The organism is Flavobacterium sp. J27 (assembly GCF_004303025.1).
GTDB lineage: Bacteria > Bacteroidota > Bacteroidia > Flavobacteriales > Flavobacteriaceae > Flavobacterium.
The window spans coordinates 280,987-306,430 of sequence record NZ_PJQW01000004.1; the positions used below are offsets into that span (position 1 = coordinate 280,987).

Genomic DNA, 25,444 nt, shown 5'->3' on the forward strand with positions numbered 1-25,444 from the left:
TGCCTAGGTATTATCATTTGTTTCAGTATTTAAGAAATAATACCCTATTCATTTTTCTTAAAATATGATTTTCATTTATATGAAAAAGAGTGTCTTTGTAACTATAATTCGTAAAAAGCGAATCATTAATTAAGGTAACCGCAATTTTTTCAGAAGTAATGGTATTGATGATGGAATCGTTTCTTAAAATTTCAGATTGGGATAATTCTTTAATATGAAATGTATCGGTTAAAGCACTCTTTTTGTATTGTTGTTTTTTACCAAGGACCATTTTTAGTAACATCAATAAATTCTCCATTTTCTAATCGAGAAGCACCACCAAATCCTACCAACCATAATCTTTCTTTTTGGTCTTTGTAAATTTCAAAAGGAACTGGTCTTTTCTGCTCTACTTTTTGCTGAAATTCTTTTAGTTCGTTTCCATCATAAGTATATAAAAAATGTTGGTTTACGACAATCCAAATCAATCCATCTTTGTCTTCAGCTATACTTCCTATACCTTTTCTTATTTCAATTTTTTCATGAGTAATTAACTTGGCAACGCCTTCTTTTAAACAGTATAACCCTACTTTGGTTGAAACCCATAAATTCTTCTTGCTATCTTCAAAAAGTGTATTAACAAAAGGCGTTGTTATACCTAATCTTTTAGATTCATGAACGAATTGATTGTTAGCATAAGAAAAAAGACCAGCATTGGAGGCAATCCATATTTTACCTTCATAATCTTCTATAATTTTGTGAATCATTTTAGTACTAGAAATTCCTACTGTAGTGTCTTTTATTCCTTCGGGTAATTCAAAATTGGTAAATTTTTTTCCATCAAATACACATATACCAGCAATTGTGCCTATCCATATTTTGCCCTCACGATCAGCGGTAATACACCAAACATCATTGCTTAGTAAACCATCCGACTCATAATAATTAGTTACCGTTTCTCCTTTTACACTACTAATTCCATTTGTATGCCCTAACCAAATTGTCCCATCTTTAGTTTCTGTAATTGCTTTAATGGTTACTCCTTTTCCAGACCGACTTTGTATATCTGTAATAGATAATAAAACATTATTACGCAATAAAAAAGCGCCATTTTCGGTACCAAACCAAAGGTTGCCTCGACTATCTTGAAAAAGGGTTCGTACTACTTGGCTAATGGGACTATTATCCATAAAAGAGAAGGAAGGTGAAGTATTTGGAGTAATTCCATTTTCTTTTTGAGTAGGTTCTGTTGAGATTTCTTTGGATAATGCTTCGTTCTTATGTTGTCCGTTACAAGATTGTAAAAGAAAAGTGAGGAAGAGTACAAATAAGAAGATTTTTTTCATCTATTTTTTTTTAGTAGATAGTAATCTTTTGGTTAGCAAAACTGTGCTAGGAAATTACACCAGTCTATTCAAATATAAAGAAGATTAAGAATACAAGTTAAGCAAATTATTTCATTCTTTGTCGGTTGGCATAAGTATATTTGTTATCATCATAGTACAGCAATCCTTCCCACATGAAATCGCTTTCTGGTGCAATACATCGAACTAAGATATAAGGAAGTTCATTTTTTGATAGAGGTAAAATAGTTAAACCAGTTATATTCTCTGTTTCTTTACTTTTGTAAAGTACCTTAAAAGTACCCTCTTTCTTTAAGACAATATAGGCATAATCACTCGAATTTACGATAGATAGTGTAGTATTATTATTTAATCGAATGTGTGTGCCTTCTTCATTAAAAGCATTATAAGGCAAAGTTAAACTAAGTTCTTGTCGTATTTTTTGAGTGAAGACTGAATCTTTAAAAATAGCATAATTTAGCTTTTCAAAAGTAGTATTGATGTTACTGATGCAATAATAATGATCAGAATCTATTTTCTTTTCTGTTTTATAAACAGCAATAAAGCAAGGCGAAATATTTTGATTTAAATACTCTACTCGAATAAAATTTGCATTACATACAAAATGGTGGTTGTCATCGTATACTTTAAGATTAGAAAGTCCTCTAAGATCAAAATAAGAATTTGATAGTTTTTTGGGGAAACCTAGTCTGCTATTATCATCATCTTCATAAATTAATGAATCTGCTAGTTTTTCAATTTTTGCGTATTCATCAACGCTAAGAGTGTCTTTGAGAAAATAAAGTTCAATATAAACTTCCTGCTCATTAGAAAAATAAAACGGTTTTATATAGCCGATATAATGACTATTTTCTTGTAGAATAGCTAAAAGTGTATCTGGTTTTATATTATTTTCTATAGTATCTTTGGGTGAACTAATTTTTGGCTGATAGGTAGAAAAATTAGAATTAGTTTTCTCAGCACAGCTAAAAACTAGTATATGGATTATAATGAATAGTAATGTTCTCATTTGGTATTATTATTGAAACCCCTTTCTCATTTCATTTCTTCAATAGGTGTATTGGCTTTAGAATTTGAAATCAAAACCGAATAATCTAAAAAATCAGTAGTGGATTTTCCTTTCACTAAATCTCCATTTGATTTTTCGTCTGTCATTATAATTTCAATTAAATCGGGATTACCATCATTAAATGGGGTGTTTTTATCATTCAATTTGAATAGTGTAATATCGGATATTTTGTTTTTTTTCAAATGATCTATTCCTCGAAAATATTCTTTTTCATAGTCACCAATTCCAAACCCACCTTCGGTAGTGTAAGATTTATAATGTCCGTCGTCATCGTAAATACAATCCCAGAGTACACGACTTTCAGTTAAATAACCAATAACCGAAAGAACTTGTTCTTTTTTATAAATTTTATTTTCAATAAGCATCGTAAAAAAGGAGACATTATTACCTTCCCGATTTTTTTCTAAATGACCAAAACCAAATCTTAAAAATTGAGGGTTATTATTAAATTTGTAGAAGGAAGCCAAATGGTTGTAATTGTTAAAAATGATTTTTTCTCTATATGAAGAGGGATCAAAAGATAATTCTAGATTGGTTATAATGTGGTCAAAAGTAAACTTATCATGGATATCATTTTCAAATTTTGAAGGATCTTTTTTATAATCAGAAACAAAACTTTTCAATATTCTTTTTGAATAACTGTCATAATCAGGAGAAAAGTCTGTGGTGTCTATTTGAACCATTGCTACAATGTCTAGCAATGATTTTTCTTGGTTTTCCTTAAACTGAATACTTTCTAAAAGATGCTTGGATGTGTACTTATAGGTCACTATTTTATCAATGCCCACAACGGCAAATCTTTTGTTTTTGGGTAAATTATCGTTTAGTTTTTTAATGTTTTTCCATTTTTGGTAGGTTTCAATGCTTTTTTCTTGCGGAACTCGCATGCCGTAATGTTTTACTAAATCTTTCAATAGCAATGTATCTCCTTTTTTTAAATAGAGATTAAAAAAATGAGCAATACTAAAATCTGTTTCTGGCAAATAATATTTTATAATTCCTTTTCTTGTTAAGGATTTTAGCAGTAAATATTCTGTTTTTTCGGTTTTTGAACTTCCGTGATAGGCTCCAAAACCTACTATTTTGAAATTCTTTTCAGGAAAGTCAAATTCCGTTGCATGTAAGTCAAAACGATGATTTTGTAAATAGTCGCTTTTAGATTGTCCAAATAATATAAATAGGGTTAGAGTGAATAGGGTGGTAAGTATTTTCTTCATGTTTTTTTAAACGTGTAATTCATGGCACAGACTACAGTTCAAATATAAACCATTGTTTGTATTTAAACAAAAGTAAATCCTTAATTTGAGAAATGAAATACATTGTCTATTAGGTTTTACACGATATAGGAGGAGAGAAGTAGGTTAGATTTACAAATTAATATTTTTTCATTTCAATTAAATGATTGTCTAAATTCCAAAGGAGAAATATCGGTTTTCTTTTTGAATAATTTAGTTAAGGAAGAAGGATAATCAAATCCTAATTGATAAGCAATTTCACTGACTGATAAATTTGTAGTACTAAGTAATTCTTTGGCTTTGTCTATAAGTTTATTATGTATATGTTGTTGTGTTGTTTGACCCGTAATGCTTCGTAACATATCACTTAAATAATTTGAAGAAACATGTAATTGTTGGGCAACAAATTGTACTGTAGGAACTCCTAAAACAGAGAGGTCTTCATTAGTAAAGTAATCGGTTAGTAAATGCTCCAAACGAATTAAAATATCGTCATTGGCAGGTTTTCGTGTGATAAATTGACGATTATAAAAACGGTTACTATACTGTAAAAGTAATTCGATTTGGGCAATAATTACATCCTGACTAAATTGATCGATATTAGATTTATATTCACGCTCAATATTTTGTAAAATGTGTTCAATAACCTTTTCTTCATCTTCTGAAAGGTGCAAAGCTTCATTTAATTCATAGGTAAAGAAACCATACTTTGTGATAGTTTTAGCTAAAGGATAACCAGACAAAAAATCAGGATGAAAATTGAGCGCTATACCACAATCAATGGTATCGGTTTCGCCTGCTTCATGTGTTAAAACTTGATTTGGTGAAAAAAAAGACATAATTCCCGAATCGTAGTCGTAATATCGTTGCCCATATTTAAATTTTCCAACTCCTTTTTTTATTGCAATACAATACAATCCAATTATCATACTGCCGATATATTTGGGCGCATTTTCAAACCGGAAAACAGTAATTAAAGGATGTTTAGGTTTGGGTAAACCCAAAATCAGATTCATATCAGAAATAGATTTTATTTTTATAGGATCATTCTCTTTTTTCATGATTACAAAATTAGAAAAGAGAAAAGTAAAAACTCTTCTCTTCAGATTTTTAATTTAATGTTGCCATGTCAATTACAAAACGATAACGAACATCACCTTTTTCTAATCGGTCAAACGCTTCATTGATGTTTTTAATATCAATCAACTCAATATCAGAAACAATTTGATGTTCCGCACAAAAATCGAGCATTTCTTGAACTTCGGTTAAACCACCATGACCAGAGCCAGTAATCACTTTATTACCCACAACAACTGAAAAGGACGAAATTTCCCAAGGTTTTGATGGTAGCCCAACATTAATATATACTCCGTTAGTTCTTAAAATACCAATATAAGGATTAATATCGTGATTTGCGGAAACCGTATCTATGATAAAATCGAAAGAATGGAAAACAGATTTCATTTGGGCTTCCTCTTTCGAAACCACAAAATGATGTGCTCCTAATTTTTTTGCATCTTCTTCTTTGTTTGGTGAAGTACTAAAAACAGTTACTTCAGCGCCTAATGCAACACCAAATTTAACAGCCATATGTCCTAAACCTCCTAAACCAATAACTCCTAATCGATGTCCTTTTCCCACTTTCCATCTTCGCAATGGTGAATATGTTGTAACGCCTGCGCAAAGTAATGGGGCAACAGCAGGTAAATCTAATTTTTCTGAAATATGAAAAACAAAATCTTCATTTACCACAATAGTATTGGAATAACCACCATAAGTAGGTTGGCCTTCTCTGTCCTTGTGGTTATAAGTTTGTACTCCTTCAGTACAAAAAACTTCATGTCCATTGTTGCATTCTTCACAGGTTCTACAAGAATCTATATAAGTCCCAACGCCAGCCCAATCGCCTAACTTAAATTTTTTAGCATGGTTACCTATTTGTACAATTCTTCCAACAATTTCATGTCCAGGTACCATTGGGAAAATCCCAGGAAACCATTCATTTTTAAGATTGTGAATATCAGTATGGCAAACGCCACAATATAAAATTTCAATTTGTACGTCGTGATTACCAACTTCCCTTCTTTCGAAATCCCAAGGTGCTAGTTTTTCATTTACGTTTTGTGCTGCATATCCTTTTACTGGAATCATAATTTTTATTTTAAATTGTTTATGATACAAATTTCAGTAAGAAAGAGGTAATAAATTTTTCCAAATCTCGGATTCTCTTTTCCAAAAAAAATAGAGATTGCATCTGGATGGGGTTAATCTAGCAGGATTCGGAATACAATTTAGGCAAATTTCTTTTGCGCTTCTTTACTTACAGGCGTAAAAAAGTTGATTAGATTTCCATCGGGATCACGGAACAATAACGAACGATTTCCCCAAGGCATAGTGGTAGGTTGCTGAACAATTTCGGTAGTTAGCTGTTGAATTCTCTCAAATTCTTTATCTACGTTATCAACAAGAAATTCTATAATCAAACTTTTGTTAGTAGCCGCTTGAGCAACACCTTCTCCAAAAAAGGCTAATGTTCGTAAACTGCCAATAGCCAGAGTAAATGATTTTAATTTTACTTCTGCAAAATCTTCTGTTGCCCAGTTTGCTTTTGTTGCGGTAATCTCTTCAAAAAAAGAGACTAAGCGCTTCATGTCGGCAGTAATTATTCGTAAGGATACTAAATTTGACGTACTCATTTCTTTTGTTTTAAATTAATAATAAAACAAAAGTAAAATTGAAGTGTGACAACGGTATGTCAGGTATAAGTATTGTTTTTCTTCTTATTCTATTCTTTTTTCTATTTTTTACAATTTCTAGCCTATGTTTATAATTTTTTTTGAAAAATCTTGCTCAGGATCAACCTTACACCTTTTTAATTTCTTTATAATAGAAGAGTAACATTTTTAAACTATCTAATGTTTGAGTATAAAGATAATTATTACCCACAGGAATTGAATAGTAATAATCTTTAGGTGAAAAAGAGATTTTTTTATTTATACCATATAAGCTACAAATAATTTTTTTTCAATATTTGGATCAATTTTCTATTTCTAATTACTTTTTGAACATAGTATGTTGCCTTTCCCAAACATTTTGGACAGATAACATTTATTTCTCCTTCCTAGAAGATATCCTTATTAAATAAAATTTTCTTTTGCTTTCAAACCTTACTTTTTTTATTGAGTATCAAAACCAGTAAAAGCTCTTGAAGATTTATTTTACTTTTACTTTTCTTCTGTTATAGACTTCTCCAATATATTTTTCTAGGTATGGTTTAGCTTCTTCCAATGTTGCTATGCCATCAAATGTTGCAATTTCTTCTCCAAAATAGCCTTTTAAACTACTAATCAGTTTTCCATTTCTATAAAATAAAATTAACGTGTGGTTTACTGATGCTCTTCCGTCTAATTCTAATGCAAATTCAATCAACTTTTGCGAGCAATATTTAGCATCAGAAATAAGCTGTTCTTGTGGTTTTGGGTTGACTCGTACTTGGCAAGTTAAATTGTGCGAAACAAACCTTTCTATTGGTTCTTTTGGTAAGTTTAAAAAAGGATGTCCTATTTGAAACTCTCTTTTAAATAGACTTGTTTTATCTTTTTCGTACCAAAATCCTTTTGCAAGAGCGCTTACATACTGATCATGAAATTTAAAAATATAATGAGAAAAATCGGTTAGCATTTCATTTACATTACCATTAAATTCATAAGAATTACCATAGTTTTTTTGTTCATAGTTAAAACGTTCTTTTAGCCATTTTGAATTTTCAATTTGATACACCCAAGGATATTCTTGTCCAGTTTCCCAATTATCAGCATATGGCAAAATTTCACCTCTACAGATTTGTAAGGCGTCTAATTTTTCAAATGTTATGCGTCCGTATTGCGCATCTTCAGTTTGAAAATAAATGCCAGTTAATGCATCACTATATAAAACGTCTGGACTTAAAACAAAATCGGCAATAATTGGTATAATGATTCCTTTAGCTAATTCCATTGGTATACTTTTATGTTGAGTAATCTTTCAAAAAATAGCATTACTTGTTTGTTTTATTCAATTGTTTAATCAAATCTAAAGTCAATAAGTAGTGCTCTTCTATTAAAAGTATTGTTTTAGTGCTTTTCTCAATTGCTTTTCCTTCTTGGGTCCATAAATAAGGGAAAAAACTAAAGATGTTGTCATAACCTAGATTTTTAACTTCATTTTTCCAATTTTTCCATCGAAATCCTTGGTAAAATGTGTCTAAATCATTATTAAGACAAAATAAAATAAACTCTGAATAGGTAATTTCTAAAGGTTCATACTCTAAACTATCGGGAGCCAAATAATAAATATACCCTAAGTCGTTTCCTAAGGCACCGCCATTTAAAATAAAAAATCCACCAATAGCATCATCTGCAATTAAAAGAAAAGAAGGCTGTTCTCCATATTCTAAGAATGATTTACCTTTATTCCAATTTGAGATAGAGCGATTTAATTTTGAATTTCCAGCACCTAGTATTCTAATCCAGCCATCGTCTATAATTAATCCTCCAGAATTGTAAACTATAGCTCCCATAGGGGAACGCGTTGTTACTTGAGTATGATATAAAGCATCCTTATCTGAATTTGAATCTAAATTTAGAATTTCAACTTTATTTTTGGCTGTGTTAATCCAATCTTCAACTATTGGCCAACCTGAATCAGTAAGGTTTAGTAACTCAGATACAGGTTTCATATTTTGTTGTGCCATTACGCTTTGTATAATTAAAATTAATAGTAGTACAATTATTCTTTTCATGAATTTATTCTGAAGCGTTTGTACAATATTTTAAATAAGCTATTGTTTTTTCCCAAAGTCTGTGTTCCAAATAGGCATTGCCACTTTTTAAAGAATCATGAATAAAAACCGCTTGTTTCTGATAGTTTGTAATTTTTTCAAGACTCCAATGTTTAGGAGGAACTTGTAAATTTGTAATTCTGTCTGCTAGTTTCACTGCCCAAACTTCTTTTGGTAATGTTTTAATTCGATTGAGGCTATCTTCCATTTGTTCTTCCTTTGGAATAGTTTTGTTTTTGGTCAATGCTAAAACGCCATCAGCTATTTCTTTTCCAAATTCTGTAACAATTTCATCAAATGTTGTTGCAGTATCTTCTAACACATCATGAAGTAAAGCCACTTGAACTGCAAATATAGAATCAAAATGTGCTGTCTTTTGAGCGGTAATTAAAATTTCCATAGCCACATTACTCAAATGAACCACATAAGGTAAGTTTGTACCAGGAACTAATTGGTTTATGTCTGCATGTTTTTGAGCGGCAAACCGCATCGCTTTTTGATATTGGGTTTGTAATTCTATCATATTTATTATGTTGAGGTGCTACTGTTTTATTACTATTTTAATAACAGGCAATAGATTAAAAAGTCTTTTAATGTTCATTAAAAAATCTTTCCATTTTTACTTTAGCAACTTTTTTAATTCTCATAATCTTATCGGCTATTTCAGGATTAAATGAGCATCTAGATTCTTCAAAGCCAATCCAATTGGGATAAAATCGTTTCGCAATTTTATAAATTTGTTTATCAAAATCTAAAGAGCGAAAACATCCAACGTCATTTTCTGGTCCCACAAGTAGCTTCATCCTATGATTAATAACATATCTAAATGCCTGTATTAATTTACTATTTCTAAGTTCCCATAATCCTTCATCTTCCCAAATAAAAGCTCCAGACATAATTTCATACCTCATTTTCGGATTACTAATTTTAGATTTTGTAGGTAGTTTTTCTTTACTAAATAAGAAAACGAACCAAATCATTATTTTCAAAATAAAACTATTCATTATTTTTTCTTTCTTTTGGTATCTATTTGTATGGTTTAATAATAAATAATATATTTTTTTGTGAGTTAATCAATCTTATACAGCAAATTTACTTATGCATAAAATTTCAATACCAATTTAAAAGCTTTTTTGTTTCAAGGTTATTTATTTTAGAAATAACCTAATTGTTCTAAACAAGATAGACTTAGCAGTTGGTTGGAACCTATATTTTAATGCACATTTTCAAGTGACATTTTTTTTAATTTTGATAATGACCCTATTTTCGTATTACTTACCGATTTCATTTCAAATGTTTTGCTTGGTGTTTTTACAATTATTTTATCATCATAAATAACATACTCTGTATTATGGTTAAAAAAAGTAATACTATTTTCAGTTTTGGAATACTTAAAAGTGCCTTCATAAAATAACTCTATAGCCTTTTCAGAGTCTGTAAAAACATAAAACAAGAGTTCTTCTGTTGTAAAAAGTTGCATTTTCTTTTTATTTTTAAATTCAAAAGCCAATATCAAATCATCTGCCTCGATTTCAAAAGCCAGAGTTTGATACTCAGACTTAACCATTTTTCCATCAACCCAATTTTCCTCAATATAATCCCAAGTCATTCCAGAAGCACTCATACCTTCTTCTACTATTTTTACAGGATAAGGAACATTGTTTGCTACTTTAAACTCAGAAAACTGATGCCAACAACAACCGCTTTTAGTCATAGTACTAATTGTTTTTGTAGCAGGATCAATAGCAAACATGCCACAATACTCCTGCGAAAGTTGTGTAAAATCTGGACTAAATAGAAATCCGTTATCAGTTGCTAAATAAATTTGGAAGGAAGGTCCGTGATAACAACTATTTTGTCCGTCCATAATAGCAAAATCTTTAACGCCATCAAAATTATAATCTTCATACAAAATAGAACTTTGTTTCCCATAAGGTAGTTCTTTTATATTCGCTTCTACTAGACCATTATCAAGATCGAAAGTTAATTCTTCTGAATCTATTTTAATCAGTTCTTTTTTGGTTTGTTTATCAATAATAGCCACCCAACCCGGACTAAACACTTCTGAAGTATCGGCAATGTGTACTTTACCCATATAATCTTCCGAGAAATCGGCAACAATAAAGGTGGTTTGACAAAATGCAAACGGAGATAATAGTAAGCATAAAAAAGAAGTTATTTTGATTTTCATATTCTTAGTGTTCAAATTTTCTGTTCTTTAAATTAATCTTAGAGGGTTTATAATGTCTTCCAAAGATAAGCGATACCTATGATTAAAAAAATAATTAATGGAGTAGGTGGTTGCTAATTTATTTGTTTTTTAAATAGATTTGGTCCCATTCTTTTGAAATTTGGATTGCTTCATGTACCACTTCTTTTGGATACTCATTAATTTCAAGTATTTTAATTGCATTTCGGTTTTTTAATTTACCTTCCTTAAGCTTATAATCAAAACCTACCGTTTTATCTTCTACTGTTTCACTAAAATGATACAATTCATATTCGTTAACCAGCAAATCGGTTAATTCAATATCATGGGTGGAAACCAAAATAGTATTATTGTTTTTTGCCAAAGCCGATAAAACAGATTTTCCAGCGGCAATGCGTTCTACTGTATTAGTTCCTTTAAATAGTTCGTCTAATAAAAATAAGTTTTTAGTTCCGTTAACACTCTCATCAAGCATTTGTTTAATAGTTAACACTTCTTGAAAATAATAACTTTTATCGTTCATTAAATCATCACTTATTCTAATAGCCGAAAAAAGCTTCAATAAAGGAAAACGCATCGATTTTGCAAAACAAGTATTAATGGTTAACCCCGTTATGATATTTAGTCCCACTGTTCTAATGAATGTTGTTTTACCAGACATATTTGAACCTGTAAGAAGAATCGACTTATCTGTGATAGTGATATCATTTGGAATACAATCAAAAAGTAAGGGATGACGTATTTCGTTGGCAACAATTGTATTGTCGTTACTAATATTGGGTAAACAGTAGGTATCCAGTCCTTTTCTTAATGAAGCTATTGATACCAACATGTCTATATGTCCTACAAATCGAAAAACATTTTCTATAGCTTCTCTTTTAGTATCTAATCTTTTTAAAACACCAAATAATAATAAAGGCTCCAGTAAAAAAAGAGTTTTAAAAATTTCAAAGAAAAACCATGCGATGGTTTCAAATTCTCCTTGAAGTTTTGCTTCGAGTTGAAAAAAGAACATTCTGTTTTTAACCTCATTTATGACTTTCATCGATTGCGGTAAATCAGGATTTATCTTTTTTAATAAGGGATAAACAAATAAATGAGAAGCAACAGCATTCATTTTTAAAAGTTGTGGAATCGAACTCACATAGGCTACTAAATTGTTTTTGTTCCAATAATGAATAACAATATTAACACAGAAAACACCTAATAATAAGAGAAAAAAAGCGGTATTAAAAAAGCAAAGAAGTAAGGATAGAATACTAGTAAACGACAATAGTTTTACCATAAAGAACCATTTTGGCGGACGAATATGTGCTTCTTGAAATAGCGTAGAGATGTAGTACGAATCTTTATTTTTTAGCTTTTCAATCTTTTTTTGAATTGAAATCCGGAATGCCTCATTTTCTGAAAATTCAGTTAGTAACGCTTCGTTTTGTTTCGTTTGTTCTTCATCTAGCTGTATCGTTCTAAGGTGATTGTAAAGGTATTGTTGACCAACTTTTGAATTCGTTCGGTCTAGAAGCATAAACAATTCATCAAAATCCAAATCATTACATGTCTTGTCAGATAAGATTTGATAGGCTTTTGTGTTCTCTTTTTTTCGGAAGTAGCTCTTAATGTTTTCAAAATCAAAGGAATCTTCTTTTATTTTTCCAAAAGATTCTTTTAATCTTTTTGTAGCTTCTCTTTTTCGATTGAATTTTACTTGAGAAAACAAGTATTGTATTTGAAATAGTATGTATTTTATCATCAAAGAATTAGTGTAAAATAACAACCAAATGTTACAACATGAGTTCTATTTGTTTCATGAATTTAATAGTATTCATAATACGTGTACTGCAATTCTTGCACTCGTCTAAGATAAAAAAGATCCGTAATTAGTGTGTTAAGAGTAGAAACTATTAAGCAGACGAACCAAATGTAAAAAGTTTCTGCCACCATGTCTTTTCCTTTTTTAATAAAGTGTGGTTGAAAAGGCTAACCTAATTGAATCTCACGATTAATTATTTATAATTTAAATAAGCAGCGAGACAACTAACATCGTTAGAATTGAGACGATTAGACCAAAAAATAGTATGATATTCCATTCCCCAAGAAGCAATTTTGGTACTATCTATCTTATTATTTTTAGACAGCAACCATTTTGTAAGCGTAAGAGAATCAACTTGGTGCAAAGCAGGACCAGTAATAGCTTTATGCAAATGATGACAGGCAGCACAATTTGAATAAAAAATAGCCTCTCCTTTTGCAGCATTCTCCGTATAGGGTTTTGTTTGAGTCCCACAAAAAGGTACTACAGTAACGGTTCCACATTTCGGATTTTCATTTTTAATTTGGAAAAAGAGAGCATAACCAGATAAAGCAATCGAAAAAGTCAATAACAAAAGAGAACACAAGAGGATAGTATAAATCGGTTTTTTCATTTTAAAATGATGTTTAGTAATTACTACAATTATTTTCACTCCTTTTCATCATATCAAATATTCTTTTTTCCGCGTCTTTTTTTGAAATCCCATTGTAAAAATCGCGAACAAATGGATGGTCAAAATCGTGATGAGGAAAAATTTCAGGCCTTCTATTTCCCGATTTCGTATACACATCACAAGGAATTAACTGCGTGTTCTCATACTCAGGAATATTGTTACACAACCATCCAAAATATCCCGTTTCATGTTTTTCATTTTCAAAATTCTCTTGATAATCAAAGTAATTTTTATCACTTAAAGAAACCCATAAACCATAATGCAAATGCTCACAAGCATCCTTAATTTTTTGATGCAGCGTCACTCTTATAAAACGATCCTTTTGGTTTTCATAACGTATCTCACAAAAGTCAGTTTCTAACTTTCCCAATTCAGATTTGTCTCTCTCAGAAAGGCAATCATAATTTGCGGGTGATGTAAATGTCAAAGCAGGCCAATCGGCATGTATTTTTCCACATGTAACACAGATAAAATCAGAGGGCTTGTTTTTCTTTCTTTTCCAGAACATTATTAAATAGTTTGAGTTATTGCCAGTAGGATCATAACGCTAATGTATAAAAACCGAATTGAATTTAGAATAATCCATAAAAGGTTTTTTCTTAGTTCTGTTTTATATTTAGAAATCAAAAGTAAAAGTTTGGAATTAAAGAAGCTAGCATTTCCATTATATATTATACCATTTCCCAAATACAAAAACATGTATAAATTGAACCAAATATAAAATCCCATTTAACTACTAATTGCTATAGACTTTATTTTAGATTTAGTTTTTTTATATAATCATTAACGAATGAAGCTGGTTTTTTGAAATTTGTTTTGTTGAATTTTCTAGCAATAAAAATGGAAAAAGAAATAGAACTTTGTAAATATCTTTGTTCTAACTCTTCTTGATTTTTACATAGTCTTGGTTTTATAAATTCGAAATATTTATTAATCATAATTTCTAATCCATATTCGCCTCTTTTTTTAAAATGTTCTTGATACAAAATTAGAGTATCAATATTAATAATTGCTAAATCATTTATTTTAGATTGTTCATTTTTATTAAAGACTTTATCAAGTTCATTTTTAAACCATATATTAATTAATCTGTTTAATTCTGGAGTGTCAAATTGCCTATCGTATACCACTAATATGGGATAAAAATTTAAAAAATCTTTATTATAACTAGTATCAATTTTATTATAGTATTTATCGAAAAATCTTTTAATATTTTCAATTATTTGTAAGATTGCTTTATTACTAACAATATTGTTTTTTTCAATTTTCAAAAATTTCTCTTTTAAAGATTTTGAGAGAATAGAAAAATCTCTAGAATGTTTTTCATTTCCTTTTAAGATAACATCCTTACTTTCAAAAATTAGTAATTTATTTTTGAATCTTACATAGTAATCAGGTTCTGATGAATATTTATTTTTTTTGAAATCTTCTCCTTTAATTTTTATCCATTTATTATTTTTAGGAAAGCAATTAGACAAGGCATTATATAGCAGGGTTTGTTCAGAAAAATAATCACAGTAGGTTCCTCTAAAATCTTTTAATTGATATTCTTCTTTAACTTGTTTATTGATTTTTAAACTAAATTCAAAAATTAAACTTTTAAAAATCCTTTCTACCAAAAATAACTTATTTACAATAATGAAAGTTTCATCATTAATTTTTAAAATCGGATTACTTCTTAAATTTATAAAATCAGGATATTCATTGTATTCAACAGGAATTGTAAATAAACTTAAAAAAGTTGTATTTATATTAAACTCTTCATCTCTATCCAATTTAAATTCCGAATAGGTTTCATTATTATGAGAGAGAATAGGTATAATTAAATTTAACAAATTAGTTATCCATTCATTCCAAGTTTTGCAATTATAGTTTGTAAGAAATAAAGAAAGATGATTTTTCAATTTATTATTTTTTTCAATAAATTGAAAAAAATCTATTGATTTTATAAGTTGAACTAAAAAAATTTCTTGAAGAGAATAATTTTGCAAATCATAATCGTGATACATAAGTGTTAGTAAAGAAGCACTTAATTTCTCTTCAGAACCATCAATCGGTAAGTTTCTTTGTCCTGCTTCTTCAATTTTATCTTGTTCAGAATTTAATAAAAGATATGCTTTAAATAATCTTATTTCAAAATCATTTGGACTAATTATTTTTTCTGGATTTGAATCTGTTTTTTCTATAATGTAGGTTAATAAATTCAGACTGCTAAATATATTAAGAATAGAAGTGTTATCCTTGGTTTTTTGTATTAATTGAGTTTTAAGAGTTAAATCATTAAACCAATTACTAATTGTTTCAGTCGCATTCTTTTCCGATTCATTTCTGTTTATTAAATAACTTACAGCTCTCAATAAGTCCATTTTTCCTAACGGTGCTAATAAATCTTCTATAGTATCATTTTGATTGAAATAAGTTGAATAATTTAGTCGTCGTATTAATTTTGTCATTTTTTGGTAGATTAAAGCTAACAGTTTGTGGTTTGGCTAATGAGCTCCAAACATTCTTTTGTGAGATGTTATTGTAAAGAGGTTTGATAATAATTTCTAATTTCATCACTGAAATGAACAATATAATTGCTTAGTGCAAGCCTTCTAATTATTTCATCAGATATACCATTTAAATTATACAAAGTCCTAAGCAGAAATTTGACTAAGTTCTTACAGTAATCCCCAAACAAATGTCCATAGCAATTTCTTCTAACTTGAATAGATTTTTTTGATCCATATGAGTAAATTGTTGATTTTGAAACAGGTAATGTGTTTTTTAGTAATGTTAATTCAGATCTATTAAGCTCAGGTGCAAGAGCAGGATTAACTAAAAAAAGTCTCATATGTCCTGGCCTAGGAAAATATGATAATCCTTTAGAAAATAAATAAGCATCACTATATACAGAGAATTTTATATCTCTAAGGAAACGATTTATATGAGGGCTAATGGTTCCCTTTTGGGTATTAATAGCTGAAAGTCGAGAAATAATATCACATATAACTTCTTCATTCCAAATATCATTTTCCCAACTATATCCATAAGTATATTTAATGTTTGGATGAATTAAATTACTACTTAAAACCATATCAAACTCTTGATCCATAGCGGTAAAAACAGTTGTTAGGTTATTATTAATAATATCTTCGGCTACTTTTTTAACTGCACTTTTTGAGCCTACTGCTTTAAATTTATATTTTGCTGGTTTATAGGTATTAAAAATTGCTGTCCAAAAAATAATATCAATAGACATTTCATTGAAATGTCCTTGGTCTATTTCTTGTTTTGTAAAGGATTGACCACCTTCAACAAAAACTATAAAATCAACATTATAAAATAAATGTTGATTGTTCAAACCGGAAGCTGTCCTTGTAAAAGCCATTAAGAAATACAATTTTCAATATTGATTACTGAATTTTGATATTTTCCAACAATATCAGGAGAATGAGTTGCAAAAATCATTTGCGAATAAGGATTTAAAATTTTTAAACCTTGAACAAGTTTTTCTTGCCATTCAACATGTAGTGAAAGTTCTGGCTCATCAGCAATAAAAATATGAGATTCTGACTTTTGTAATAAAGTTTCTCCAAAAATTATCAGTAATTGTTTTTCACCTGATGATAAGTTTGACAGTGGAAAAATTTTACCACTTTGTGTTTCGACTTGTAATTCATTACGTATATTTAAAGACAATTCCTTTCTTTGAAGTAAGTCATTAATTACCGTCATAAAATTATCCCTTGATTCGAAAATAACTTCTTGTTTATGTAGTAATTCTTGCCATTTTTGAATTACATTATGAATACGTTTCATACCAATTAAATACTCTGCATCTGTAAAACTGATTTTTTCATTTTTTGTATTATCTAATGCTATTTTAAATGTATTGGCATATTTTTCAAGGTTGTCTTGATATTCAGATGGATCTAATTTAAATAATGAATATACAGCTGCTAAAGATCTTTTTTCTTTATCAATGTCTATTTTATTTACGGTGTTAATTAATTGATTTTCACTTTCTGCTGATAATAAAGAAAGAAAAATATACTTTTGGAATCTATCCGTTTCATCTTTAGCTTTTCTATTTAACTCGTTTAAATATCCAGATAAATTAGAAGAGAATTCAGCTAATTTTTGATCAACCAATGATTCAAAACTTTTTTCATCGGCACGTCTAAAATTTGGCCTATAACGATGTATAGATAACCAACTTGTGTTAAATAGTTTTTTAAGTTCAAGTTGTAAATCCTTTTTTGGATTACTTGAATATAATTTGAAATAATTCTGATATTGTGCTCTTTTTCTGATTATTCTATCTTCTTCTAGATCATCTAAATATATTTCAAAGTACTTTTCTTTTCCTTTATATATTTCAAAAAGAATATTTTGATATGGTGTTTTATCATTTTCTAGCTTTTGTACAACAATTTTAGATTTATTCCTTTTATTTTCAGTCGATATAAGATCTATGCTTATTTTCTCGAAATCGATTCTATCCAATGTTGTAAAGTCTGCTTCAATTGTTGCAGCAATCAAATTAATTACAGTTGTTTTTCCTGAACCATTTACACCAATCAAAAAGTTTTCTTTGGGTTGAAATTTAATTGTAACCTTTTTTTCTCCCCAAAATTTTAAAATTGTGACTTTACCAATATAGTTCATGTTTTGTTATAATTTTTAATTATCTTTATTTATGATTTCTCACAATGATTCGAAACTTTACTTATGGACATTAAAATCTATTAAAAATCCAAAAATTAAATTTATTACTTCAACTTTCATTGTTTTTAGTTATTCTAATAAACATTTTATTTAGATATTTCAGTTTCAAAACTCTCTTTCAGTTTTTCCATTTCAATCCAATGTAAGGTCAATTAATTAGTTTTTTAAACCCTTCAAATCTAACCCATCCCATCCAGTTTCACAATACGTATAAATACGTATTTTTCACTCCATAACATACGTATAAATACGTAATCAACCCCTTATTTAGTCAAAAAGATACACCAAGATAAGAAAATAAACCCTAAAAAAACAGTTCACTATTCCCTAACGATAAGCGTCTCGAAAAATCGTTTAATAACCTACTCAGAGAGTCTAGTGTACTACTCAGATTGTGTTTTTGGTACTCAGATTATAATTTGTACTACTCAGGATGTGTTTTTAGTACTCAGATTACATTTTGTACTACTCAGATTGTAATTTGTACTACTCAGGATGTGTTTTTAGTACTCAGATTGCATTTTGTACTACTCAGGTTGTGTTTTTAGTACTCAGATTGTGTTTTTTAGTACTCAGACAGTCTAGTGTACTACTCAGGTTGCATTTTTAGTACTCAGACAGTACTTTATACTACTCAGATAGTGTTTTAAATTCCTTTTTACAGGTAACATACTATTAAAAGAGCAGGGTAGGAGTCGCATATAAGAAACCCCGCGCATTCTTTTCTTTTAGAATACACGGGGTTTGTGAGTATAATAAGGATGGGTTATTTAGATCTTAACCGTCCATCCAAAGGTATCTTCTTCAATTTTATATTGAATGTTATTCAATTTGTCTTTCAATGCTAAAGCAACAGAATGCTCTATTTTAGGTAACTCATAATAGGTTCCTTGGTATTCAAATCCTACAATAGGGTTGACTACTGCAGCCGTTCCTGCACCAAAAATTTCTTGTAATGTACCATTCTTAGCCGCAGCTACTAATTCATCTACTAATACTGGTCGCACTTCTACAGCAATGTTTTCTCGCTTCGCTAAATCAATCAAACTCTTACGCGTTACACCATCTAAAATACGCTCACTCGTTGGAGCAGTATATAAGGTATCGTTAATTCTAAAGAAAACATTCATCGTTCCCGCTTCTTCTAATTTGGTATGCGTCGCATCATCTGTCCAAATGATTTGCTGATATCCTTTTTCATTGGCTAACTTCGTTGGGTAAAACTGTGCCGAATAGTTTCCTGCTGCTTTTGCAGCACCTATACCACCATTGGCAGCACGACTAAAATGCTCTGCAATTAATACTTTTACTTCACCAGAATAATATGATTTTGCAGGAGAAAGAATAATCATAAAACGATAGTATACAGCTGGTGCTGCTACCACACCTTTTCCTGTAGCAATCATAAAAGGTCTAATATATAAAGAATTACCTTTGCCTTTCTTAACCCATTCTTTTTCAATTTCTAGCAATTGTTTTAAACCGCCCATAAAAACATCTTCTGGTACTTCTGGCATAGCCATTCTTACCGCACTTTTATTAAAACGCTCATAGTTTTGGTCTGGTCTAAACAACCAAACCGCATCTTGCTCGTCTTTATAAGCTTTCATCCCTTCAAAAATTGCCTGACCATAATGGAACACTTTTGCAGAAGGATCTATCATAAAAGGAGCATAAGGCTCAATAGAAGGCTTCTTCCATTCTCCATTTTCATAATCACAAACCAACATATGATCTGTGAAAACATTTCCAAAACTTAATTTCTCAAAATCTACTTCATTAATCTTAGAAGAAGAAGCTAATTGTATATCGATAGCTGCTAAAGTTTTAATTTCCATTTTTTAGTTGTTTATCCGGATTTAGTAATAAAAAATCAATGGTTTTATGCACTCACCGATTTTCATTGCAAATTTAACAAAAAAAGATTTGTTCTTTTAACTTGGTAAAGAAAATAAATAATGCGATTATCGACAAAAAAGCATTATTTTTAAACAATTAATTTATTTTTGTACTAAATAAAACATGAGATCAATGAAAAAAATTATTCTAATGGCTGTTATTTCAGCTTTTTTCCTAAGTTGCCAAGATAAAAAACAAGAAGAAACTCCAGTTGCTGAAAACACTACTGAAAGTAAATATGCTACTTTTGGAGAGGCAATCAATGAAGAAGGAGCATTAACATCTGATGAAATGATGCAAAAATTTGATGCCTTAAAAGAAGGAGATACAATTGATGTAAAATTCAAATCTACCATTCACAATGTGTGTCAGAAAAAAGGATGTTGGATGACTTTAGGTTTAGCTGATGATAAAGAAACCTTTGTAAAATTTAAAGACTATGGTTTCTTTGTTCCAAAAAACGCTACAGATAAAGAGGTAATAGTAAACGGAAAAGCTTTTGTAAGTGTAGAAAGCGTTGAAGATTTACAGCATTATGCAAAAGATGCAGGGAAATCACAAGAAGCTATCGATAGTATTACTGAGCCAAAAATTACTTATTCGCTTATGGCCGATGGTGTTTTAATTGCTAAATAATGAAGAACTGGTATTTCCTTATAATAATCGCTTTATTTTTTAGTTGTAACCAAAAAGAAACGGCACCTGATAAAGAAAGTAGCGAAGAATTCGATATGTATGAGTTCTCAGAAATGGCCGGTTTAATGGAACAATTTTATGCAGAAAACAACAAATTGAAACAACAAATTATAAAAGGAGATTCCATTGCTCCTTTTCCAGATTATTTTTTAAACATTCACACAGCAGTATTAACCGATGCTTCTGATAGAGATGATTTCTTTAATGAACAAGCACAAAAATTTATCGATGCTGAAAAATTAATCTTTGAAGATGCAGCGTCGAATAGAGCAGATAATTTTAATCTTGCGGTAGATGCCTGTATCACATGTCATCAACAAAAATGTTTAGGACCTATTCCTAGAATTAAAAAGTTATATATTAAATAAATTGAAAAGAGTTTAAGCCTACCTTAAACTCTTTTCTTTTAAACCGCTTATATGAAAAGAGAAATTATTATTACTAATGATGGTTCAACGAGTATTCACTTACCCGAATGGAATGAAAGTTATCATTCAAAACACGGAGCCATTCAGGAAGCCAAACATGTTTTTATAAAACAGGGTTTAGATCTTTTTTCAAATAAGAAACAGGTTGCTATTTTAGAGATTGGTTTTGGTACAGGTCTCAATGCTTTAATTACCCTGCTCGAAGCCGAACAATATCAACAACACATTCAATACACAGGAATAGAAGCCTATCCAGTAGCCTTATCCGAAATTGAACAGCTAAACTATACCAAACAATTAGAGGCTATAGAGAAGCAGGAATTGTTTCTAACCATGCATCAATCAGAATGGGAGCAAGAAATTAGGTTATCCAATTATTTTTCGATTACCAAAAGAGAACAGTTTTTTGATCAAATTGAGGATGAAAATAAGTTCAATTTAATCTATTTTGATGCCTTTGGTTTTCGTGTACAACCCGAATTATGGTCTGAAGCCATCTTCCAAAAAATGTATCATGCCTTACAGTCTGGAGGTGTTTTAGTAACTTATGCTTGCCGAACCAGTATTAAAAATGCCATGAAAGCGTGTGGTTTTGTAGAGGAAAAGTTGCCTGGTGCACCAGGTAAAAGAGAAATGCTTCGTGCAACTAAAGTGTAAGCTGTTGATTTTTACTGTTTTATCTGCTTTTTTTAAAATTTTAGGATAATATTAGCATTATTTTTACACTTAGAAACGCCATGATTTCAAAAAATAGAGTATATTTACCTTACGTTCACAAACAAACTAAAGTCTAACAAAAATTAATTTGAATTAGAATGGCTAGATCAATGTTTTCCTATTCTAAAGCTATACTTGAAAGAGTAAGTTTTGATCCTAAACTATTTTGTAAAGAGTTAGAAAAAGCAATTAAGATTTTATTGCCTTATGAAGTTGATCAACTTCGCGATTGGTTACTTAAGTTTACTGAAGAAAAACCAGAATTAAAACAATGTTTAATCTATATAAACTAAAAAAATAAAAAGGAGCTGTACAGCTCCTTTTTTTATTTCTGTGCTTTCGGACTGATAATTTCTACATCATGAAAAGCGATAGCACCTCTTACGACACCAGATATTGTATCTCTTAAAGCATTAATAATATGTATTTTTAATTCGTTTTTAGGATAAATTAAACTTACTTCTCTAGAAGGTTTTGGATTTTTAAACTGTCTTAGCTTTACCTTGTTCTTTTCGTTTAAATCCAAACTATGTAAATAAGGTAAAAGTGTGGTTCCAAGACCTTCATCAGCTAATTTAATTAAGGTTTCAAAACTACCACTTTCAATTTGGAAATGGTTTTCACTTAAGAACGAATTGTTCTTACAAAGGTTTAAAATCCCGTTTTTAAAACAATGTCCGTCTTGTAATAAAAGAATGCGGTCTAAATCTAAATCACTAACTTCAATTTCTTTCTTCTCAAAACTTTTATGTGTATCTGGAATATAAGCCACAAAAGGTTCGTAGTATAATACAATTTCCTTAATGTTTTCTTCTTCTAGAGGTGTTGCTGCTATAGCACAGTCTAAATGTCCATTTTTAAGTTTTTGGATAATTTCTTCTGTGGTGTTTTCTTCAATAACTAAATTCACTTTAGGATATTTTGCAATAAAATTAGTTAAAAACATGGGTAGGAGTGTAGGCATAATAGTAGGAATAATACCCACTTTAAATTCGCCACCAATATATCCTTTTTGTTGGTCTACAATATCTTTAATTCGTCCCGCTTCGTTGACTATATTTTTAGCCTGATTCACAATTTTTTGGCCCACTTCGGTAAGCAGTATTGGTTTTTTACTTCTATCAAAAATTAAAACGTCTAATTCGTCTTCTAATTTTTGAATTTGCATGCTCAAGGTAGGTTGGGTAACATAACACTTTTCGGCTGCTAGAGTAAAATTCTTATGTTCGGCTACGGCTAAAACGTAATATAGTTGGGTAATAGTCATTATATAAATATTTTTGATAAAAATATAAAAACTATCAATTTGATTTATACTAAATCTATCTTTTTTTGAAATAATTTTGTTGTAGAAAATAACAATAAAAATAGTATCATGAAAATCAATAAATTAGGATTATCTATCGTAGAATCGGAAGCCATCATTGAAAAATTAAATATCCTTTTATCCAATTTTCAAATTCATTATCAAAATTTAAGAGGATTACACTGGAACATTAGAGGAAAACGTTTTTTCGATTTACATGTTAAGTTTGAAGAATTGTATAATGATAGCCAATTAAAGATAGATTTATTAGCTGAACGCGTATTAACATTAGGAGGTAGACCAATGCATACGTTTGCTGAATATCTTGAAAACAACAGTTTAAAAATAGGGAAGAACATTTCAAAAGATACAGAAGCCATTCAGTTAATTATAGACGGATTAACAGAATTACTGAAAATTGAAAGAGTAATTTTACATCTTGCATCAGAAAACGATGATGAAGGAACCAATGCGATGATGAGCGATTTCATTAAAGAACAGGAAAAAACAATTTGGATGTTACATGCTTGGATGGAAGAATAAGAAATGTTAAAAAAATAGTTTGGAATACATAAAATCACTTTATATTTGTTATATGAAGTTATTGTGTAAAATCAATTTATTATTTTTCTTAGCATTTTTAGCAGCACCTACAATTATTAGTGTGCTTAATAAAGAGGCTAATATAGCTTCGTTTTATAATATGACAGAAGAAGAAGAAAATGGTTATGATTTTCAATTTGATGAAATAAAAATTGTGTGTCAAACCATATCCGAGTTTTTTTTTCCTCATTTAGAATATACTTTTCAAGAATTTACACTTCAGAATGACGCTATAATTTGCAATTATAGCGCTTCTATTTTTATACCACCACCCGATTTATTTTTAAAAAAAGAAGTTTAGTAATAATCCTATTTTTTTAAAAATTATATTCTATGTTTAAATATTTAAAAAACGATATTCCGTCGAGTATTGTTGTGTTTTTTGTGGCTTTACCTTTATGTTTAGGTATCGCATTAGCTAGTGATGCACCTCCTTTATCAGGCTTAATTGCAGGTATTATTGGAGGAATTGTGGTGGGAATTATTAGTGGCTCCAGAATAGGAGTGAGTGGACCTGCTGCCGGTTTAGCAGCAATAGTTGCTGGTGCAATAGGTTCTTTAGGGAACTTTGAATTATTCTTGTCTGCTGTCGTTTTAGCTGGAGTAATTCAATTATTATTCGGACTTTTAAAAATGGGTGTTATTGGTTATTATTTTCCAAATAGTGTTATCAAAGGCATGTTAACAGGTATTGGTATCATTATTATTCTAAAACAAATTCCTCACTTTTTTGGGTACGATTCAGAAGCTGAAGGAGCTGATAGTTTTATTGAAAAATCAGGCGAAAATACTTTTTCAGCTATTGTACATGTTATCGATAATATAACCTTGGGTTCTTTAATTATAGGCGTGTTAGGCCTAGTTTTAATTTTATTTTGGGATACTATTTTATCTAAAAAACATACTTTTTTTAAGATAATACAAGGTTCTTTAGTAGCCGTTTTAATTGGAACTATTTTACAAATAGTATTCAGTAAAACAGAAAATTTTGCTATTCAAGGCAAACATTTGGTTCAAATTCCAGTTCCAGAAAGCATTTCAGAATTTAATACAATATTGCGCTTTCCAGATTTTAGTCAGTTTTTTACATTAGATATTCTTACCATTGCTTTTACTCTAGCTTTAGTAGCTAGTTTAGAAACGTTATTAAGTGTTGAAGCCACAGATAAATTAGATCCTGAAAAAAATATAACTCCACCAAACAGAGAACTGTTTGCCCAAGGTATTGGAAATATTATTTCTGGTTTAATAGGAGGGTTACCTATTACGCAAGTAATTGTTAGAAGTTCGGCAAATGTACAGTCGAATGCTAAGACAAAATTTTCAGCAATCTTTCATGGTATCCTTTTATTAGCAGCTGTTTTGGCAATTCCAGATTTATTAAATCACATTCCTAAGTCGGTTTTAGCAGCGGTTTTAATTTTAGTGGGTTTTAAATTAGCAAAACCTTCTTTATTTAAAAAAATGTTTCATTTAGGTTGGACTCAGTTTGTTCCTTTTATCGTCACCGTTGTAATGATTGTTTTTACAAATTTATTAATTGGTATTTTCACGGGTTTGATGATAGGGGTGATCGTTATTTTAGTGAAGAGTTATCAAAATTCTATGTTTTTAAACAAAAAGGAATCAGAAACGGATAATGTAATTGAAATGACTTTCGCAGAAGAAATTACTTTTTTAAATAAAGCTTCAATTCAAAGAGAATTATTTAATTTGCCTGAAAATTGTCGCTTAGAATTAGACATTCGAAAAACCACTTATTTGGATTATGATATTGTAGAAATTTTGGAAGATTTTGTGGTGCAAGCCAAGAATAAAAACATTTTTGTACATTTAAAATCTGAACGGGGAATAGTAGATAATCCAAGTAGTTTTATCGAATTTTTTAAATTAAAAAAACAATCTAGATAAAAAATAAATTTAA

27 protein-coding genes are annotated in these 25,444 nt (G+C 29.7%); 7 read left to right on the forward strand and 20 right to left on the reverse strand.

The features are described from left to right. Positions 1 to 22 precede the first annotated feature (22 nt). From CX675_RS07725 to CX675_RS07815, 19 genes are all read right to left on the reverse strand, one after another. Positions 23 to 271 (reverse strand): hypothetical protein, encoded by a 249-nt coding sequence (locus CX675_RS07725; RefSeq protein ID WP_130734649.1) that lies wholly within the window; start codon positions 269 to 271, stop codon positions 23 to 25. Further along, on the reverse strand, positions 258 to 1,325 hold the full coding sequence (locus CX675_RS07730) for a two-component regulator propeller domain-containing protein (RefSeq protein WP_130734650.1): 1,068 nt from the start codon (positions 1,323 to 1,325) through the stop codon (positions 258 to 260). The genes CX675_RS07725 and CX675_RS07730 overlap by 14 nt, the downstream gene beginning before the upstream one ends. A gap of 106 nt (positions 1,326 to 1,431) precedes the next feature. Beyond that, positions 1,432 to 2,352 carry a hypothetical protein gene (locus tag CX675_RS07735; RefSeq protein ID WP_130734651.1) on the reverse strand — a complete coding sequence of 307 codons (921 nt, stop codon included), beginning with the start codon at positions 2,350 to 2,352 and terminating at the stop codon, positions 1,432 to 1,434. Between the two features lie 26 nt (positions 2,353 to 2,378). Beyond that, positions 2,379 to 3,629: a hypothetical protein gene (locus CX675_RS07740; RefSeq protein ID WP_130734652.1), complete on the reverse strand. Its 1,251-nt coding sequence runs from the start codon at positions 3,627 to 3,629 to the stop codon at positions 2,379 to 2,381. 173 nt (positions 3,630 to 3,802) lie between these two features. Further along, positions 3,803 to 4,708, reverse strand: coding sequence for an AraC family transcriptional regulator (locus tag CX675_RS07745; RefSeq protein WP_130734653.1), 906 nt, complete (start codon positions 4,706 to 4,708; stop codon positions 3,803 to 3,805). 49 nt (positions 4,709 to 4,757) lie between these two features. Beyond that, positions 4,758 to 5,798 (reverse strand): NAD(P)-dependent alcohol dehydrogenase, encoded by a 1,041-nt coding sequence (locus CX675_RS07750; RefSeq protein ID WP_130734654.1) that lies wholly within the window; start codon positions 5,796 to 5,798, stop codon positions 4,758 to 4,760. A gap of 140 nt (positions 5,799 to 5,938) precedes the next feature. Further along, a complete protein-coding gene (locus tag CX675_RS07755) occupies positions 5,939 to 6,343 on the reverse strand; it encodes a VOC family protein (RefSeq protein ID WP_130734655.1) in 405 nt (134 codons plus the stop codon). 517 nt (positions 6,344 to 6,860) lie between these two features. Then, a complete protein-coding gene (locus CX675_RS07760) occupies positions 6,861 to 7,643 on the reverse strand; it encodes a hypothetical protein (RefSeq protein ID WP_130734656.1) in 783 nt (260 codons plus the stop codon). A gap of 40 nt (positions 7,644 to 7,683) precedes the next feature. Continuing rightward, positions 7,684 to 8,427 carry a DUF2625 domain-containing protein gene (locus CX675_RS07765; protein WP_130734657.1) on the reverse strand — a complete coding sequence of 248 codons (744 nt, stop codon included), beginning with the start codon at positions 8,425 to 8,427 and terminating at the stop codon, positions 7,684 to 7,686. 4 nt (positions 8,428 to 8,431) lie between these two features. Beyond that, entirely contained in the window at positions 8,432 to 8,989 is a 558-nt protein-coding gene (locus tag CX675_RS07770) for an HD domain-containing protein (RefSeq protein ID WP_130734658.1), read from the reverse strand. Positions 8,990 to 9,056: 67 nt separating this feature from the next. Continuing rightward, positions 9,057 to 9,470 carry a hypothetical protein gene (locus CX675_RS07775; RefSeq protein WP_130734659.1) on the reverse strand — a complete coding sequence of 138 codons (414 nt, stop codon included), beginning with the start codon at positions 9,468 to 9,470 and terminating at the stop codon, positions 9,057 to 9,059. A 209-nt stretch (positions 9,471 to 9,679) separates the two neighbouring features. Continuing rightward, positions 9,680 to 10,657, reverse strand: a complete 978-nt coding sequence (locus tag CX675_RS07780) for a hypothetical protein (RefSeq protein ID WP_130734660.1) — start codon at positions 10,655 to 10,657, stop codon at positions 9,680 to 9,682. 118 nt (positions 10,658 to 10,775) lie between these two features. After that, entirely contained in the window at positions 10,776 to 12,425 is a 1,650-nt protein-coding gene (locus tag CX675_RS07785; RefSeq protein ID WP_130734661.1) for a DNA mismatch repair protein MutS, read from the reverse strand. Between the two features lie 253 nt (positions 12,426 to 12,678). Beyond that, a complete protein-coding gene (locus CX675_RS07790; protein WP_130734662.1) occupies positions 12,679 to 13,098 on the reverse strand; it encodes a cytochrome c in 420 nt (139 codons plus the stop codon). A 13-nt stretch (positions 13,099 to 13,111) separates the two neighbouring features. After that, positions 13,112 to 13,666, reverse strand: a complete 555-nt coding sequence (locus CX675_RS07795) for a DUF2199 domain-containing protein (protein WP_130734663.1) — start codon at positions 13,664 to 13,666, stop codon at positions 13,112 to 13,114. A gap of 244 nt (positions 13,667 to 13,910) precedes the next feature. Next, on the reverse strand, positions 13,911 to 15,611 hold the full coding sequence (locus CX675_RS07800; RefSeq protein ID WP_130734664.1) for a hypothetical protein: 1,701 nt from the start codon (positions 15,609 to 15,611) through the stop codon (positions 13,911 to 13,913). Between the two features lie 68 nt (positions 15,612 to 15,679). After that, entirely contained in the window at positions 15,680 to 16,531 is an 852-nt protein-coding gene (locus CX675_RS07805; RefSeq protein ID WP_130734665.1) for a DUF4435 domain-containing protein, read from the reverse strand. After that, the gene (locus CX675_RS07810; protein ID WP_130734666.1) at positions 16,531 to 17,811 is read right to left on the reverse strand and encodes an AAA family ATPase; all 1,281 of its coding nucleotides are present in this window, start codon (positions 17,809 to 17,811) and stop codon (positions 16,531 to 16,533) included. Before CX675_RS07810 ends, CX675_RS07805 begins: the two co-directional genes overlap by 1 nt. Before the next feature lie 830 nt (positions 17,812 to 18,641). After that, positions 18,642 to 19,709, reverse strand: a complete 1,068-nt coding sequence (locus tag CX675_RS07815; protein ID WP_130734667.1) for a branched-chain amino acid aminotransferase — start codon at positions 19,707 to 19,709, stop codon at positions 18,642 to 18,644. Between the two features lie 193 nt (positions 19,710 to 19,902). On the opposite strand from CX675_RS07815, the gene CX675_RS07820 reads away from it, so the two are divergent. From CX675_RS07820 to CX675_RS07835, 4 genes are all read left to right on the forward strand, one after another. Beyond that, a complete protein-coding gene (locus CX675_RS07820) occupies positions 19,903 to 20,406 on the forward strand; it encodes a DUF4920 domain-containing protein (protein ID WP_130734668.1) in 504 nt (167 codons plus the stop codon). Beyond that, positions 20,406 to 20,834 (forward strand): hypothetical protein, encoded by a 429-nt coding sequence (locus CX675_RS07825; RefSeq protein WP_130734669.1) that lies wholly within the window; start codon positions 20,406 to 20,408, stop codon positions 20,832 to 20,834. The genes CX675_RS07820 and CX675_RS07825 overlap by 1 nt, the downstream gene beginning before the upstream one ends. Positions 20,835 to 20,885: 51 nt before the next feature. After that, positions 20,886 to 21,551 (forward strand): tRNA (5-methylaminomethyl-2-thiouridine)(34)-methyltransferase MnmD, encoded by a 666-nt coding sequence (gene mnmD / locus CX675_RS07830; protein ID WP_130734670.1) that lies wholly within the window; start codon positions 20,886 to 20,888, stop codon positions 21,549 to 21,551. A gap of 158 nt (positions 21,552 to 21,709) precedes the next feature. Beyond that, entirely contained in the window at positions 21,710 to 21,904 is a 195-nt protein-coding gene (locus tag CX675_RS07835; RefSeq protein ID WP_130734671.1) for a hypothetical protein, read from the forward strand. Between the two features lie 32 nt (positions 21,905 to 21,936). Here CX675_RS07835 and CX675_RS07840 read toward each other — a convergent pair whose 3' ends face one another. Continuing rightward, positions 21,937 to 22,878, reverse strand: a complete 942-nt coding sequence (locus tag CX675_RS07840; protein ID WP_130734672.1) for a LysR substrate-binding domain-containing protein — start codon at positions 22,876 to 22,878, stop codon at positions 21,937 to 21,939. 108 nt (positions 22,879 to 22,986) lie between these two features. Here CX675_RS07840 and CX675_RS07845 point away from each other — a divergent pair, with 108 nt between their 5' ends. Genes CX675_RS07845 through CX675_RS07855 form a run of 3 tightly spaced genes read left to right on the forward strand, consistent with a single transcriptional unit; the run spans position 22,987 to position 25,431 of the window. Continuing rightward, the gene (locus tag CX675_RS07845) at positions 22,987 to 23,460 is read left to right on the forward strand and encodes a Dps family protein (protein ID WP_130734673.1); all 474 of its coding nucleotides are present in this window, start codon (positions 22,987 to 22,989) and stop codon (positions 23,458 to 23,460) included. A 52-nt stretch (positions 23,461 to 23,512) separates the two neighbouring features. Further along, positions 23,513 to 23,821, forward strand: a complete 309-nt coding sequence (locus tag CX675_RS07850) for a hypothetical protein (RefSeq protein WP_130734674.1) — start codon at positions 23,513 to 23,515, stop codon at positions 23,819 to 23,821. A gap of 32 nt (positions 23,822 to 23,853) precedes the next feature. Beyond that, positions 23,854 to 25,431, forward strand: coding sequence for a SulP family inorganic anion transporter (locus CX675_RS07855; protein WP_130734675.1), 1,578 nt, complete (start codon positions 23,854 to 23,856; stop codon positions 25,429 to 25,431). Positions 25,432 to 25,444: the final 13 nt, after the last annotated feature.